Source organism: Erythrobacter sp. EC-HK427 (assembly GCF_902498745.1).
In the GTDB taxonomy this organism is placed as follows: Bacteria; Pseudomonadota; Alphaproteobacteria; order Sphingomonadales; family Sphingomonadaceae; genus Alteraurantiacibacter.
In genome coordinates, this window is record NZ_LR701479.1 from 2,261,899 (window position 1) to 2,276,500 (window position 14,602).

At 64.4% G+C, this 14,602-nt stretch carries 11 protein-coding genes; 8 read left to right on the forward strand and 3 right to left on the reverse strand.

All coding sequences use genetic code 11. From position 1 onward, the window contains the following. The first annotated feature begins 14 nt into the window (after positions 1–14). On the forward strand, positions 15–1,847 hold the full coding sequence (locus tag GC121_RS11155) for an SLC13 family permease (protein WP_151974364.1): 1,833 nt from the start codon (positions 15–17) through the stop codon (positions 1,845–1,847). Between the two features lie 2 nt (positions 1,848–1,849). On the opposite strand, the gene GC121_RS11160 is transcribed toward GC121_RS11155, so the two are convergent. Further along, entirely contained in the window at positions 1,850–2,362 is a 513-nt protein-coding gene (locus GC121_RS11160; RefSeq protein WP_151974366.1) for a hypothetical protein, read from the reverse strand. A gap of 228 nt (positions 2,363–2,590) precedes the next feature. Between GC121_RS11160 and GC121_RS11165 the strand changes: the two genes are divergently transcribed. Genes GC121_RS11165 through GC121_RS11180 form a run of 4 tightly spaced genes read left to right on the forward strand, consistent with a single transcriptional unit; the run spans position 2,591 to position 8,448 of the window. Beyond that, positions 2,591–3,976, forward strand: a complete 1,386-nt coding sequence (locus tag GC121_RS11165; RefSeq protein ID WP_151974368.1) for a TIGR03013 family XrtA/PEP-CTERM system glycosyltransferase — start codon at positions 2,591–2,593, stop codon at positions 3,974–3,976. Continuing rightward, complete coding sequence (gene prsK, locus GC121_RS11170) at positions 3,976–6,093, forward strand: XrtA/PEP-CTERM system histidine kinase PrsK (protein ID WP_234421215.1); 2,118 nt, start codon at positions 3,976–3,978, stop codon at positions 6,091–6,093. Before GC121_RS11165 ends, prsK begins: the two co-directional genes overlap by 1 nt. Next, the gene (prsR, locus tag GC121_RS11175) at positions 6,093–7,457 is read left to right on the forward strand and encodes a PEP-CTERM-box response regulator transcription factor (protein WP_151974372.1); all 1,365 of its coding nucleotides are present in this window, start codon (positions 6,093–6,095) and stop codon (positions 7,455–7,457) included. Before prsK ends, prsR begins: the two co-directional genes overlap by 1 nt. Positions 7,458–7,482: 25 nt before the next feature. Next, entirely contained in the window at positions 7,483–8,448 is a 966-nt protein-coding gene (locus GC121_RS11180; protein ID WP_151974374.1) for a bile acid:sodium symporter, read from the forward strand. Here GC121_RS11180 and GC121_RS11185 read toward each other — a convergent pair. After that, complete coding sequence (locus GC121_RS11185) at positions 8,429–9,502, reverse strand: DUF475 domain-containing protein (RefSeq protein ID WP_151974376.1); 1,074 nt, start codon at positions 9,500–9,502, stop codon at positions 8,429–8,431. The genes GC121_RS11180 and GC121_RS11185 overlap by 20 nt on opposite strands. A gap of 40 nt (positions 9,503–9,542) precedes the next feature. Continuing rightward, positions 9,543–10,415 (reverse strand): 3-methyl-2-oxobutanoate hydroxymethyltransferase, encoded by an 873-nt coding sequence (panB, locus tag GC121_RS11190; RefSeq protein WP_151974378.1) that lies wholly within the window; start codon positions 10,413–10,415, stop codon positions 9,543–9,545. A 91-nt stretch (positions 10,416–10,506) separates the two neighbouring features. Between panB and GC121_RS11195 the strand changes: the two genes are divergently transcribed. The 3 genes from GC121_RS11195 (at position 10,507) to GC121_RS11205 (ending at position 14,430) form a co-directional block, all read left to right on the forward strand. Beyond that, positions 10,507–11,931 carry a sodium-dependent transporter gene (locus GC121_RS11195; protein ID WP_151974380.1) on the forward strand — a complete coding sequence of 475 codons (1,425 nt, stop codon included), beginning with the start codon at positions 10,507–10,509 and terminating at the stop codon, positions 11,929–11,931. 118 nt (positions 11,932–12,049) lie between these two features. Beyond that, complete coding sequence (locus tag GC121_RS11200) at positions 12,050–12,853, forward strand: recA-like protein (RefSeq protein ID WP_151974382.1); 804 nt, start codon at positions 12,050–12,052, stop codon at positions 12,851–12,853. Between the two features lie 5 nt (positions 12,854–12,858). Next, positions 12,859–14,430: a DUF6504 family protein gene (locus GC121_RS11205; RefSeq protein ID WP_234421217.1), complete on the forward strand. Its 1,572-nt coding sequence runs from the start codon at positions 12,859–12,861 to the stop codon at positions 14,428–14,430. Positions 14,431–14,602 lie beyond the last annotated feature (172 nt).

Here is a 14,602-nt window from a genome sequence, read left to right on the forward strand (position 1 = left end):
ACGGTGCGGGTGACGTGATAGACGCCCCATCCCCCCACGCGATTGCCGCGATGGCGCTCACCGTAATCGTGTTCGCAATGTTTGTGCGCAACCGCATCTCTATCGAGATCGTGTCGCTGCTCGCCATCGCGATCATTGCGGTGGGGCTGTATTTCTATCCCCTGCCGCACAGCCAGCCGACCGACGGGCTGGCGCTGGCTTTTGGCGGCTTTGGCCATCCCGCGCTGATTACCATTTGCGCTCTGATGATCCTGGGCCGGGGGCTGGTGGTGACCGGGGCGCTGGAACCGGCGGCACAGGTTCTGGAAAGGATCTGGAAGTTCAACCTGCAACTGGGAATGCTCGTTTCGCTAATGCTGGCGATGGGCCTTTCGATGGTGGTCAACGATACGCCGGTGCTGGTGCTGCTGATGCCGATTTTCGTGGCGCTGGCGCAGCGCGGGGCGATGCCCGCATCGAAGACGCTGATGCCTTTGAATTCGGCGGTGCTCATTGGCGGCATGGCGACCACCATCGGCACTTCCACCAATCTATTGGTGGTGGGGATCGCGAACGATCTGGGGATGCCGCCCATGTCGGTGTTCCACTTTACGCCTATCGTGCTGATGGCGGCGCTGGTGGCGCTGCCCTATCTCTGGCTGGTCATGCCGCGACTGCTGCCCGACAATTCGCCGGAGCTAAAGGAAGGCATCCGGCGCTTTTACAGCCATTTGCGGGTGACGCCGGAAAGCCAGCTGGCCAACCGTCATTTCGACGAGATAACCGATATGCTGCCCGACGCCTTCCGTTTCGAGGAGCGACCGGCGGGCAAGTTCCAGGCCGGCCAGCGGATGCTCATCTCGGGCACGCATGAAGGGCTGGAAAGCGCCATCCGCGTCTTGCGCGGGCAAGTCGCGCCCGCCTGGGTGGTCGACCAGATCACCGAACAGTCGCGGCACAAGCGTGAGGATATCCAGGTGGTCGAAATGGTGGTGACCGCCGACAGCCGGATTGTCGGGCGCACGCTCGCAAGCTCGGGGATTGCCGACCATTACGGGGTCGCGGTGCTGGGAGTGCACAAGCCGAAGCGGCCTTTCGCCGATGATGTCGCCGATCTTGGCCGCGACATCCGGATTGCCGAGGGCGACGTGCTGTTGGTGATGGGCCTGTCCGACGGGCTGGAGGCGTTTGTGGCCGGAGACAGCCTGCTGCAACTGGAAGGTGTACGCGAAATGCCGCGCCGGTCCAAAGCCGTCCTTTCGGCTGCGATTATGTTCGGCGCGGTTGCACTGGCATCGGTCGGCCTGCCGTGGATCGGGGCGCAGGGGATTTATCTCGTCAAAGTCCCCATCGCGATTTCCGCGCTCGCCGGGGCGATCCTGATGTTTGTGACCGGCTGCGTGAAGTTTGACCGGGTCGGGCGGGCGCTGTCGGGCAAGGTCATTGTGCTGGTGGCGGCCAGCATCGCCATCGGGCGCATCGTGCTGGAAAGCGGGGCTGCGGGCTGGCTGGGCGAATTGCTTGCCTCGGGCCTCGTTCATCTCCAGCCTGCTTTCGTCCTGATGGCGGTGATGCTGTTCGTGACTTTGCTGACCAATTTCGCGTCGAACGCGACCGCGGCAACCGTTGGCACGCCGATTGCCTTTGCCATCGCGACTGAGCTGGGCCTGCCGCCTGAGCCGATGATCCTCGCCGTGCTGTTCGGGTGCAATTTGTGTTACGCAACGCCGGTCGCCTACCAGACCAATATGCTGATTATGGCAGAGGGGAATTACCGGTTCGGCGATTACTTGCGAACCGGTGTGCCCTTGGTGATGATTATGGTTGTCACCCTCAGTTACCTGCTGGTGACGACCTACAATATGTAGCCTTACGATTGCGGCGGCGCGTCGGCGCTGCGGCCGCTACGGCCAGCGCGGCGCGCGGACTCGGCTTCGATCGATGATTGCTGCTGCGCGCGCTGGGCCGCAGTGCGCGATTCGCTGAGTGCCTCGTCGCTGATCGATTCGAGGAAGATGCGGTAATCCTCCTCGCTTAGCGCATCGATCCACGATTGGTCATATCCGGGCACCGAGCGGCGTCCGCCCCCCGCTTCGGGCCGGCGGCGCGGATCGGCTGCGTTGCCACCGCCGGCACCGCCAGGATTGACCGTGGGCGAGCCGTAGTCGCCGCTGGCCTCAGAACCGAAGCCGCCGACAGGGTCAGCCAGATCATTGCGCACCAAACCTTGCGAATCGGTGATAGCGGCGCTGGCGCGTTGCAGGCGTTCCTGCTCCTGCCGTTCCTCTACGTGCTCCACTACCGCTTGGCGGTTGCCGTCATCGGCAAACATCGCGATCGCCCCGGTCAGACTGACCGTAGCGACGGCAAAATGCTTGTACATTTTGGCAGGAATCGGAGGCTTGGTGAGCTTTGCCATAGGGTGCCATTACCGCGCATGGGTTAAGGCCTGCTCCGCCAATACGGTTAATGCGCGCTTACCACAGCTGTGAACCACGCCGATGATGCATCGCCTTGTAAGCGGGTGTAAAGTTTACCGACATTTCATAGGTCATCGCTAATCCGGCGGATGAAGCGGGGTGGGCCCGCAACAGATTGGCCGGTCGGAGCGATGATTCGTCTCTTCAAACACTATATTCCCCATGCCGTTCTTATGCTGGGTCTGATCGACTTTGTGCTGCTGTTGGTGGCAGCCGATGCGGCGTGGAATGTCCGCACGATGCAGATCGGGATCGCCGCGGGGCCGCTGGTCGAGCGGGTGTGGATTCTCGCAGGTTTCGCCATCACCACCCAAACCGCGATGATCGCGGTCGGCGTGTATGGCCCTGAGGCGCTGCTCTCGATGCGCTTTGCCGCCGCGCGGCTGCTGGTGGGAATTAGTCTCGCCATTCTGGCGCTGGCGGTGATCGACTTTATCTTGCCGGGGCAGACCTTCTGGCGCTCAATCCTGCTTTACGCGATGGTGATTGCCTCGGTGCTGCTGGCGCTGAACCGGCTGGTGGTGGGCAATCTGCTCGGCACCTCGGCCTTCCGCCGCCGCATTCTTGTGCTGGGCGCAGGACACCGGGCAGAGCGGCTCAAAAAACTCGCCGAGCGGCCCGAGAGCGGCTTCGTTATTTCCGGCTTCGTCAATATGAGCGGAATCCCCTCCGTGCTGCCCGAAGCGGTTGACCGCTCGACCATTTCCGATCTGAGCGCCCATGTCGCCAGCTTGGGCGCGACCGAAGTCGTGTTGGCGCTGGAGGAAAGGCGCAATGCGCTGCCGCTGAAAGACCTAGTGCGAGTGAAGACCGCAGGCGTCCACGTCAACGAGTTCTCCAGCTTCCTCGAACGCGAGACGGGCCGCGTCGATCTCGACACGCTCAATCCCAGCTGGCTGATCTTCTCGGATGGCTTTTCCTCTGGCCGCGCGATTTCGAGCGTCGCCAAGCGGGGGTTCGACATTGTCGCGAGCCTGCTGCTCCTGCTGCTCACATTTCCGGTCATCGCGCTGTTCGCGATCATCGTGAAGCTGGACAGCAAAGGGCCTGCCTTCTTCCGCCAGAAGCGAGTGGGGCTGTACGGCCAGACCTTCGAGCTGATCAAGCTACGCTCCATGCGCACCGATGCCGAGAAGGACGGTGCGAAATGGGCCGAGAAAAACGACGTCCGCATTACCCGCGTCGGTGCTTTCATCCGCAAGGTGCGGATCGACGAGTTGCCGCAGGTGTGGACAGTTCTCGCCGGACATATGAGTTTTGTCGGCCCACGCCCCGAAGTCCCTGCCTTTGTCGAGGATCTGGAAGACAAGCTGCCCTATTTTGCCGAGCGGCATATGGTGAAGCCGGGCATTACCGGCTGGGCGCAGATCAACTACCCCTACGGTGCCAGCATCGAGGATTCGCGGCACAAGCTGGAATACGATCTCTATTACGCCAAGAACTACACCCCCTTCCTTGACCTGCTGATCATGCTGCAAACGCTGCGCGTGGTGCTGTGGCCGGAGGGGGCGCGGTAGTGGGCAGCGGCTGGGCCCTGATTGTCTATCTGACGCATCTTGCCGCAGCCGTCGGTGCCAGCGCGCTGGCGCTATGGCTGGCCGCGTTGCAGCGCAATGCCAGCCGTGCGGCGGCAGTGAACGCGCTGGCAGTGGGCATGATCGCGCTGTGGAGCTTTAGCGCCGCAGGCTTCGGGCGCGGCAGCATCATTACCGAGATTGCGCTGATTTGCAGCAATCTGGCGTGGCTGTGGATGCTCTATCGCCTGTTCGGCTATGACGAGCGCGATACCAAGATCGGCCCGATCCGCCCGGTGATCGTGGCGCTGGGCTTTATCGAGCTGATGCAATTCGGGCTGGTGCTGGCCTATTTCCAGTTCATCGCCGCGCCGCAAGCGCAGGCGCTGATCTGGCAGATATCCTTCACCCTGCACCTGCTCTTTGCCGTGGGCGCGCTGGTGCTGGTGCACAACCTGTTTGCCGGAGCCAGCCAGCAATCCCGCCTCAGCCTGCGCTGGCCTGCTGCGGCGCTTGGCCTGCTGTTCCTGTTCGACCTCAATTTCTATGCCATCGCCTGGCTGGGCGAGGGGCGGCCGCATCTGTTGCAGGATCTGCGCGCTTTCACCGTGCTGGCGGTGGTGGCGATCCTTGCTTTGGGAGCGACGCGCAAGGAGGCCGAATTGCGCTTCCGCCCCTCACGCAGCTTTGCCTTCCAGTCGATCTCGCTGCTCGTGATCGGCGCTTATCTGGTGGTGATGGTCGTCGCCGCGCAGGGGCTGGCCTATATCGGCAGCGATTATGGCCGCGTGCTGCAAACCGGCTTTGTGTTGCTAGCGAGCGTTGCGGCCCTGATGCTGCTGCCGTCCAAGCGGCTGCGCAGCTGGTTGCGGGTGAGCCTGTCCAAAAACCTCTTCCAGCACCGCTATGATTACCGGTCGGAATGGCTGCGCTTCACCGATACGATCGGGCGCGCCGGGCCGCAGGCGGCTCCGCTGCCCGAGCGCGCGATCCGGGCGGTGGCGGACATTACCGATAGCCCCTCCGGCCTGCTCCTCACCACGCGTGAGGATGGCGGGCTGATGCTCGCCGCGCGCTGGCATTGGAGCGATCTGGAAGTGCCGGGCGAGGCGCTTTCCGCCGAGGGCGTGCGTTTCTTCGAAGAAAGCCAATTCATCGTTGATATCGACGATCTGCGGCGCGGCACCGAAACCGGAATTCCCGCCGCTGCCTGCCCCGAATGGCTGCTGGCGAGCGGCCAGAGCTGGGCCATGGTGCCGCTGCTGCATTACGAGCGGCTGGTGGGCGTTGTCGTGCTGGCCCGTCCGCCGGTTGCGCGGCGGCTTGACTGGGAGGACTTCGATCTGCTGCGCGTGATCGGCCGCCAGCTCGCGAGCTATCTGGCAGAACAATCGAGCCAGGATGCGCTGGGTGAGGCGCAGCGTTTCGACGAGTTCAACCGACGCATCGCGTTTGTGATGCACGACATCAAGAATCTGGCGAGCCAGCTTTCTCTGCTCGCCAAGAACGCGGAAAAGCACGCTGACAAGCCCGCCTTCCGCGCGGACATGATCCTCACCCTGCGCAATTCGACCGACAAGTTGCAGGCCCTGCTCGCACGGCTCGGCCGCTACGGCAGCCTGGGCGGTAAGGAGCGGCAGCAAATTGTGCTGGGTGCCTTGCTGGAGCGGGTCGCCGCGCAATATGCCGCGCGTCACCGCGTTGAAGTGCTGGCCAACAGCGAATGTCTGGTGACCGCCGATGGCGACGCGCTGGAACAGGCGCTGGTGCATCTGGTGCAGAACGCGGTGGATGCGACAGCGGATGACGCGCCCGTCTATCTCGACCTGCGCGAAGAGACGAACCACGCGGTGATCGAAATCCGCGATTCGGGCGAGGGGATGTCTCCCGAATTTATCCGCACGCGGCTGTTCAAGCCGTTTCATTCGTCCAAGCCCGGCGGGTTCGGGATCGGCGCCTACGAAGCGCGCGAACTGGTGCGGGCAATGGGCGGGCGGCTGGATGTCGATTCGCGCGAAGGGATGGGCACCCGCTTTGTCATGCGTCTGCCGCTCAGCGCGCAAAGCGACATCATGCGTTCGATGCGCGAGCAGGCGGACGCCAGAAAAGAGGTTGCATAATGGCCGAACACAAACCCAAGCTGTTGATCGTCGAGGACGATGCAGGCCTGCAGGCGCAGCTGAAATGGGCGTATGAGGATTTCGACGTGGTGATTGCGGGCGATTACGATGCCGCGATTGCCGCGCTGCGGGCGGAAGAGCCTGCGGTGGTGACGCTCGATCTCGGCCTGCCGCCAGATCCTGACGGGACGACCGAAGGCTTCCGCGTGCTCGACACGATCATGGCGATCAAGCCCGACACCAAGGTGATCGTCGCCTCCGGCCATGGCGCGCGCGAAAGTGCCTTGGGCGCCATCGAGCGCGGGGCCTATGATTTCTACCAAAAGCCGGTCGATATCGAACAGCTCGGCCTGATCGTGCGCCGCGCATTCAATTTGCACGCCATCGAGCAAGAAAACCGCCTGCTCGCCGCCAAGGCGGGTGAAGGCAACCGGGTGCTGGGCGGACTCATCACCTCGGCCCCCGAAATGGTCAAGGTCGCCCGCACTATCGAGCGGGTGGCGAACACCAATGTCTCGGTGATGCTGCTGGGCGCGAGCGGGACGGGCAAGGAATTGCTCGCCAAGGGTCTGCACGAAGCGAGCACGCGCAAGAGCGGCAATTTCGTCGCCATCAACTGCGCGGCGATCCCGGAGAACCTGCTCGAAAGCGAATTGTTCGGGCACGAAAAGGGTGCGTTCACCGGTGCGGTGAAGACGACCGAGGGCAAGATCGAGCTGGCCGATGGCGGCACACTGTTTCTCGACGAAGTGGGCGATATCCCGCTGCCCTTGCAGGTCAAACTGCTGCGTTTCCTGCAGGAGCGCACCATCGAGCGGATTGGCGGGCGCAAGGCGATCACGGTCGACACCCGCATCGTCTGCGCGACGCACCAGAATCTGGAAGCGATGGTGGCCGATGGCCGCTTCCGCGAAGACCTGTTCTACCGGCTGGCCGAAATCGTGGTCAAAATCCCCTCGCTGGCAGAGCGGCCTGGCGATGCGACGCTGCTCGCCAAGGCGTTCATCAAACGCTTTGCGCAGGAAATGAACCCCGCCGTCACCGGCTTCGCGCCCGATGCGCTTGCCGCCATCGACGGGTGGGCGTGGCCGGGCAATGTGCGCGAGTTGGAAAACCGGGTGAAGCGCGCGGTCATTATGTGTGACAACAAGCTGGTGGGCACCGACGATCTCGATCTGGGGGAGGGCGCGGAGGAAAGCGCCGATGTGCTCAATCTGAAAGCCGCGCGCGAGAAGGCCGACCGCAAAGTAATCCGCCACGCGCTGGCGCGCAGCGAAGGCAATATCTCCAACACCGCAAAGCTGCTGGGGATCAGCCGCCCGACGCTCTACGATTTGCTGAAGACCTACGACTTGCAGCAATAGTCCGCGGCGGGCAAGGCACGCCGCAATGCTTGCCCGCTTGTCATCCTTCTTCGATCCGCTGGTGCGGCTGCTGGTGTTGGCCATCATCCTCGCCAGTATCGTGCCGGTATCGGGCGAGGCTGTGCCGGTGGCGCGGCTGGTTCTTGATTTGGCGATTTTCCTGCTGTTCCTGCTCAATGGCCTGCGCCTGCCGCGCGGAGACGTGCTGCGCGGAATGCGCGATGCGCGCTTTCTCCTGCCGCTGGTCGCGTTTGTGTTCGGGTTGATGGGGCTTGCCGGATGGCTCGCATCGGGCGCGGCGCAGAGTGTGCTTCCCGCCAGTATCGCGCTCGGCTTCATCTTCCTCGGCGTGCTTCCATCGACGGTGCAATCGGCCACCGCCTACACCTCGATTGCGGGCGGCAATGTCGCGCATTCGGTGGTGGCGGCCGCTGTGCTCAATATGCTCGGCGTGTTCCTCACCGCGCCGCTGATCGCGCTGCTGGCGCGTAGTGATATGCCGGGGATCGACCTTGGCGGGCTGGAGCGGATCGGGATGATCCTGATCCTCCCCTTCGTCCTCGGCCTAGTGCTGCAAAGCCGGTTGGGCGGCTTTGTGGCTGAGCGGCGCAGGCTGGTCAGCTGGATGGACCGCATTGCCATCGCCACTGCCGTCTACATCGCCTTCTCCAGCGCGGTGCGGCAAGGCATCTGGACGATGCTCGATCCCGCCGCGTGGGGCTGGTTGCTGGCTTTGGTGGCGGTGATGCTACTGGTCGGGTTCGCGGGAGCGTGGCTTCTCGGCAGATTGCTGGGGCTGGAGCGCGGCGACCAAATCGCTTTCCAGTTTGCCGGGGCGCAGAAGAGCATTGCCATGGGCGCGCCGCTGGCCGCGGTGCTGTTCACGCCGCAAGTGGCGGGCCTCGTTTTGCTGCCGGTGCTGATTTATCATCTGGTGCAGATGATCGTCTCGGCCCCTCTGGCCGCGCGTTTCAGTCGGCAGTTGTCGTAGAGCCTTCGCCCGCCGCTTCGGCCCGGTTGTGCCGCACCGACCACCAAAAGCTGAGGCCGATCAGCACCACGCCAATCAGGCCGGTAATCGCTTCGGGAATATGGACGATGGCCGAAGTCAGCATGATCGCGCCCAGCACGATGATGGCCCAGAACGCGCCATGTTCAAGATAGCGATACTCCGCCAGCGTGCCCTTGCGCACCAGATGGATTGTCATGGAACGCACGAACATCGCCCCGATGGACAGGCCCAGCGCAATCACGATCATGTTGTTGGACAAAGCAAAAGCGCCGATCACTCCGTCAAAGCTGAAGCTCGCATCGAGCACTTCGAGATAGAGGAACCCGCCAAGGCCCGAGCGCACGACAACGCCGCTCGCCTTCTTCGCTTCTTCGCGCATATTGAGATATTCGCCCAGCGCATCGACCGCGATGTAGGTGACAAGGCCCATCAGGCCCGCGGTCATAAAGGTCAGCGCGTCAGCATCCGAAAGCTGCATGGAGATCACCCAGATCACCAGCAGCAGCAGCGCGATTTCGATGGCGGGCAGCGCGGCGACCTTGGTCAGCTGCCGCTCCAGCGCGCCGATCCAGTGCACTTCCTTGTCGGCATCGAAGAAGAACTTGAGCCCGACCATCGCGAGAAACGCGCCGCCAAACCCGGCAATCCCGATATGCGCGCCGGAAACGATCTCCTCGTAGCGGACAGGATCGTTGAGCGAGAGGTTCACCGCCTCGATCGGCCCGATGCCTGCCGCAACCGCGACAATCGCCAGCGGGAAAACGATGCGCGTGCCGAACACCGCAATCGCAATACCCCAGACGAGGAATCGTTGCTGCCACACCGGATCCATCTCGCGCAGCACGGTGGCGTTGACGACCGCATTGTCGAAGCTCAAAGAGACTTCGAGGATCGAGAGGATCAGGATGATCCACATGATCTGCAACACCGCGCCCAGCGTATCGGTGCTGGCAATCGCATACCACAGGCCAAGCCCGAAGCAGATCGCGGTGAAGACAAGCGAGAAAGTGTAATAGCGCAGCAGCGTGGCCATGCGGGAGTTTTCCTGAACTGATAAACGGAGTGGAAAGCGGTCAGTCTTTGGGCTGATACAGCTGTTCGGGCCCGGGGAAACTGCGCGCGCGCACTTCCTTGGCATATTGCGCCGCCGTTTCGCCGATTGTGGCGGCGATGTCGCCATATTTCTTCACGAAACGCGGCACCCGCTCGAACATTCCGAGCATATCTTCGGTCACCAGCACTTGCCCGTCGCATTGGGCGGAGGCACCGATGCCGATTGTGGGGCAGGAAATGGACTTGGTGACTTCGATGGCGATCGGCTCCAGCACACCTTCCACGACCACGGCGAACGCGCCCGCTTCCTCCAAAGCCTTGGCATCGCCGACGATCTTCGCGGCCTCGGCATCGCTCCGCCCGCGCGCGGCATAGCCGCCCAGCACGTTCACCGCCTGCGGGGTGAGGCCGACATGGCCCATCACCGGAATGCCGCGCTGGGTCAGGAAAGCGACCGTTTCCGCCATCGCTTCCCCGCCTTCCAGCTTCACCGCCGCCGCGCCGCTTTCCTTCAGCAGCCGCGCTGCGGCGGCAAAGGCGGTTCCGGGGGAGGCCTCGTAAGCGCCGAAAGGCATATCGACCACCACCACCGCGTGATAGCTGCCGCGCACCACGGCGGCGGCGTGATTGGCCATCATCTCCATCGTGACCGGCACGGTGGAGGGCAGGCCGTAAATCACCTGACCCAGCGAATCCCCCACCAGCAGCAGATCGCAATGCGGATCGAGCAATTGTGCCTGCCGCGCGGTGTAGGCAGTGAGCATCACAATCGGCTCTGCCGTCACTCCGTCCACTTTGCGCGCGCGGATCTTGGGAACGGTCAATCGCCGCATCGGGGCGGGCGTTGGATTGGCGCGGCTGGTGGATGTATCGAGTGTGTAGGTCGTGGACATACTCCCTCTTAATCGCATCACCCCCTCGACGCGACCCCCATTTCTATGCAGAAGGGAGCGCATACCTTCGGGGACAAGAGGATATGACATAATGGCACTTACCCAATCGGGTTCGGGGCGCGATGGATGGTCATCGCGCACAGCATTCATTCTTGCAGCTATCGGCTCGGCGGTGGGCCTCGGCAATCTGGTGCGCTTTCCGGCGGAAGCCGGGGCGAATGGCGGCGGCGCGTTTGTGCTGTTCTACATTCTGTGCATCGTGCTGATCGGCCTGCCGGTTCTGCTTTCGGAAACGCTGATCGGCCGCCACGGGCAGGCTGCCGCGCCTGAGAGCTTCCGCAAGGTAGCTGAACAATCGGGCAAGTCGACTGCGTGGGAACACGTGGCAAGCCTTGGCGTGTTTTCGGCCTTCCTCGTGCTCAGCTTCTACTGCGTGCTGGGAGGCTGGGTGCTGTATTACATCGGCATTTTTGCAGCCGATCTGGTGTCGACCGGGTTGACCGGCCCCGCCTTCCAAGGCGTGCCGTTTGCGGAGGTCGAGGCGCTGTTCCCAGCGATGATCGCCAATGGCCCGGTGACGGTCGCCCTTAACATGGCGTTCCTCATCATCACGCTGGCCTTCGTGGCGCGCGGCGTTTCGGGCGGGATCGAGAAGGTGGCGGTGTATCTGATGCCGACTTTCTTCGTGCTGCTGATCGCGATTACGATTTACGGCTTTTTCGGTGGAGCGGTGGCGGAGACCTTCGCCTATCTCTTCACCTTCGAGCCGGAGAAACTGACGGGCGAAGTCATGCTGGCAGCGGTCGGGCAGGCATTCTTCTCGCTGTCTCTGGGTGTGGCAGGCATGGTGACCTATGGCGCCTATGTCGGCCGCAATGTGAACCTTGCGGGCACGTCGGCGATCATTGCCGGTGCGGATACCGCGGTGGCGCTGATTGCCGGCCTGTGCATCTTCCCCATCGTCTTTGCCGCCGGGCTGGAGCCGAATGGCGGGCTGGGGCTGATGTTCCAGACGCTGCCGCACGCGTTCCAGGAGATTCCCTTTGGCTCGCTGATTGGCCTGGCCTTCTTCATCATGGTGGCCTTCGCCGCGCTGACCAGCTCGGTTGCGCTGATGGAAGTGCCTTCGGCCTGGGTGATTGACCGTTTCAAGCTGCACCGTCCGCTGGCTGTGGGCATTGTGACGGCGGGCGCGGCAGTGCTGGGCACGCTTTCGGCGCTGTCCACCGGAATGCTGTCGGATTTCCACCCGCTCGGCTTCCTGCCGCTGTTCGAAGAGATGGGCGTGCTCGACACGCTTGATACCTTTACCAGCAAGATCACCATGCCCATCGGCGCACTGCTGACCTCGATCTTTGTCGGCTGGGTGGCGAACAAGCGGCTGGTGGATAGCGAGAACGGCCTGTCGGGCGGCTTGCACGTCTTCTGGCGTTTCCTCGTCTGCTGGCTGTGCCCGCTGGCGCTGACCGCAATCCTGATCGTCGGCATCTTCCCCGGCGTTCTCGGCGGCGAGTAAGCCTGCGTCGAAAGCCAAAAAGGCCGCCGTTCCACCTATGGAGCGGCGGCCTTTTTGCATCTGCGGTTGCGCAGGTGCTGGATATGGAACATAAAGCGAACAAAGGAGTCGAATCGCCATGGATATGGCTGCCACACTGCGCGCATTGCCGCGTGCGGTGGAGCTGGCGTCTCCCGGTGTCCGCAACACGCGCTGGCAGCCGGGGCGCGCTGCTCCGCTGCATAGCGAGATTTTCGCCCCCGCTGCCGAGGCAAGCGGCGCGGGCGGGGCGCTGGCGCTCGCACTCGACGGGCTGAGGGCAAGGGCGGCAGCCAATGATGCAGGCGATGCCTCCGCGATAGAGGAGAAGGCGATCCTCTGGGTGCAGGAGGCACGCGCCATCAAGCTCGGCGGGCGGCCATACCGGGCAGGCCTGCCCGAAGACTGGCGCCACCGCCTGATCCATGTCGCCGCCAAGACGCCTGAAGACGCGCTTTTTGCGCTGGAGGAGGGCGTGCGGTGCCGTGATTTCGCCTGCGTCATCGGCGAAGTGGCGGGCAATCCGAAGGCCTTGGATTTCACCGCCTCGCGCCGCCTCAGCCTTGCTGCCGAGAAGCACGGCGTGCCGCTGTTCCTCGTCCGGCTCGATGCCGCGCCCGATCTCAGCTCTGCCCGGATGCGCTGGCGGCTGCGCGCTGCGCCTTCCGCTCCGCCTTTGTGGAATGCGAGCGCGCCGGGCAAAGCCGCCTGGCAGGCCGAGCTGTTCCGCGCCCGCAAGCATCCGCCGGGCGAATGGGTGCTGCGCGAGCAGGACGGGCGGCTGGTGCAGCTTGCTCTCTCCGGACAGGCAGAAGCGGAGGGGCGCGTTCCCCCCGCAAGTGTCACACCCACCGCTCCAGCCTCCGCAATCCTCTCCCCAGCAGGGGAGAGGGCGCATGGGTAAACGCCATGCCAGCACCCCGCCGCATCATGGCCATCTGGGCGCGCGAGCTGGCGTTCGACCGCTGGCGGCAGGCGCAGGGCTGTAAGCCGGGCGAGGGGGCGGATGCCGAGCCTACCGTCCTCATTGCCGAGACCGCGCACGGGCCGCGCATAGACGCCGCCAATGCCGCCGGGCGCGCAGCCGGCCCGGCGCGGGGCATGATGCTCGCCGATGCGCGCACGCTCTGCCCGCAGATCGTGGTGCATCCCGGCGATCCGGCGGCCGATCTCGCTTTCCTTCAGCGGCTGGCCATCTGGGCGCAGCGTTGGGGGCCGTGGAGCGCGATCGACGCGCCCGACGGCCTGCTGGTGGATGTCAGCGCAGTGGCGCATCTGTTCGGCGGGGAGCGCCGCCTGCTCGCCGATGTCGCCGCCCGCACCGCCGCGCGCGGCCTCGTCACCAGCGCCGCTATTGCCCCCACGGCAGGCGCGGCCTGGGCGCTGGCGCATTACGCCAAAGCCGGTGCCACTATCAGCCATGAGGAGGACATCGCCGCGCGGCTCGCCGATCTGCCCGTTGCCGCGCTGCGGCTTGATCATGATGTGCTGCTGGTGCTGCGCCGCCTCGGCCTCAAGCGGCTCGGCGATCTTGCCGGTATTGGCACCGGGCCGACCGGCCGCGACGCGCTGCACCGCCGCTTCCGCAACCGCAAGTCGCCCGCCGCCAACCCGCTGATCCGCATGGACCAGTTGAGCGGCCTTGTGCCCGAACCGCTGCTGCCGGTCATTCCGGTGACCCAGCCGCTCGTCCAGCGCCGCCTGATGGAGCCGATCCGCCACCGCGACCTGCTCGACACCGTGCTCGCCGATCTGGCGGAGGACATGGTGCGCGAGTTGGAAGCGCGGGGGCAGGGCGCGCGCCGCCTGCAGCTTGGCCTGTGGCGGGTGGATGGCGAGGTGCTGCTGCGCGAGCTCGAACTCGCCGCTGCCACCCGCGATGCCGCGCATATGTGCCGCCTCTTCGCCGCCAAGCTGGACGATGTGGATGCAGGGTTCGGGATCGAGATGCTGCGCCTGCGCGCCAGTTGGGCCGAACCGCTGGCGCTGGGGCAGGCCGATCTGGAGGCAGCGGCAGAGGCGCATGGCACTTCGCTCTCCGCCTGCATCGACCGGCTGACGGCGCGGCTCGGGCCGGAGGCGGTGCAGCGGCCCGTGCCCCATGCCAGCCACCTGCCCGAACGCGCGCAACGCTGGCAGGCGCCGCTGGCCCCCGAACCCGCGATGCAGGGGGAACTCGCCTTCCACACGCGGCCCATCAAGCTGCTCGACCGGGCCGAGCGGATCGCGGTGCTGGCCGTTTGCGAGGCGGGCTACCCCCATCGCTTCCGCTGGCGCGGCGAGGTGCACGACATCGCCCGCGTCGAGGGGCCGGAGCGCATTGCGCCCGAATGGTGGCGCGAGCGCGGTGCGACCCGCCTGCGTGACTACTACCGCGTCGAAACCGCCAGCGGCGCGCGCTACTGGCTCTACCGCCTCGGCCTGCCCGGAGACGGTCGCGGCGGCGAACCGGAGTGGTTCCTGCAAGGCCTGTTCGCGTGATTCGCTGCCGAGGTGACTGCCTTCGCCTATGTTGCAAACCGCGCAACCTGATACACCTGTTACACAGTCCTGACGGACAAATTTCGCCTGTCCGCAAAGGGCCGCAAGCCCGCGGAAAATTGCAGGAAGGCGGCTGCGAAGGGAGTGTGCCATCACCATGCAGGCCGGCCAA

Excerpts from the sequence above, each read along its gene's own strand:
- GC121_RS11160 (WP_151974366.1), bottom strand. The coding sequence starts at position 2,362 with ATGTACAAGCATTTTGCCGTCGCTACGGTCAGTCTGACCGGGGCGATC.
- prsR (WP_151974372.1), top strand. The coding sequence starts at position 6,093 with ATGGCCGAACACAAACCCAAGCTGTTGATCGTCGAGGACGATGCAGGC.
- GC121_RS11185 (WP_151974376.1), bottom strand. The coding sequence starts at position 9,502 with ATGGCCACGCTGCTGCGCTATTACACTTTCTCGCTTGTCTTCACCGCG.
- panB (WP_151974378.1), bottom strand. The coding sequence starts at position 10,415 with ATGTCCACGACCTACACACTCGATACATCCACCAGCCGCGCCAATCCA.
- GC121_RS11195 (WP_151974380.1), top strand. The coding sequence starts at position 10,507 with ATGGCACTTACCCAATCGGGTTCGGGGCGCGATGGATGGTCATCGCGC.
- GC121_RS11200 (WP_151974382.1), top strand. The coding sequence starts at position 12,050 with ATGGATATGGCTGCCACACTGCGCGCATTGCCGCGTGCGGTGGAGCTG.
- GC121_RS11205 (WP_234421217.1), top strand. The coding sequence starts at position 12,859 with ATGCCAGCACCCCGCCGCATCATGGCCATCTGGGCGCGCGAGCTGGCG.
- GC121_RS11180 (WP_151974374.1), top strand. The coding sequence starts at position 7,483 with ATGCTTGCCCGCTTGTCATCCTTCTTCGATCCGCTGGTGCGGCTGCTG.
- GC121_RS11165 (WP_151974368.1), top strand. The coding sequence starts at position 2,591 with ATGATTCGTCTCTTCAAACACTATATTCCCCATGCCGTTCTTATGCTG.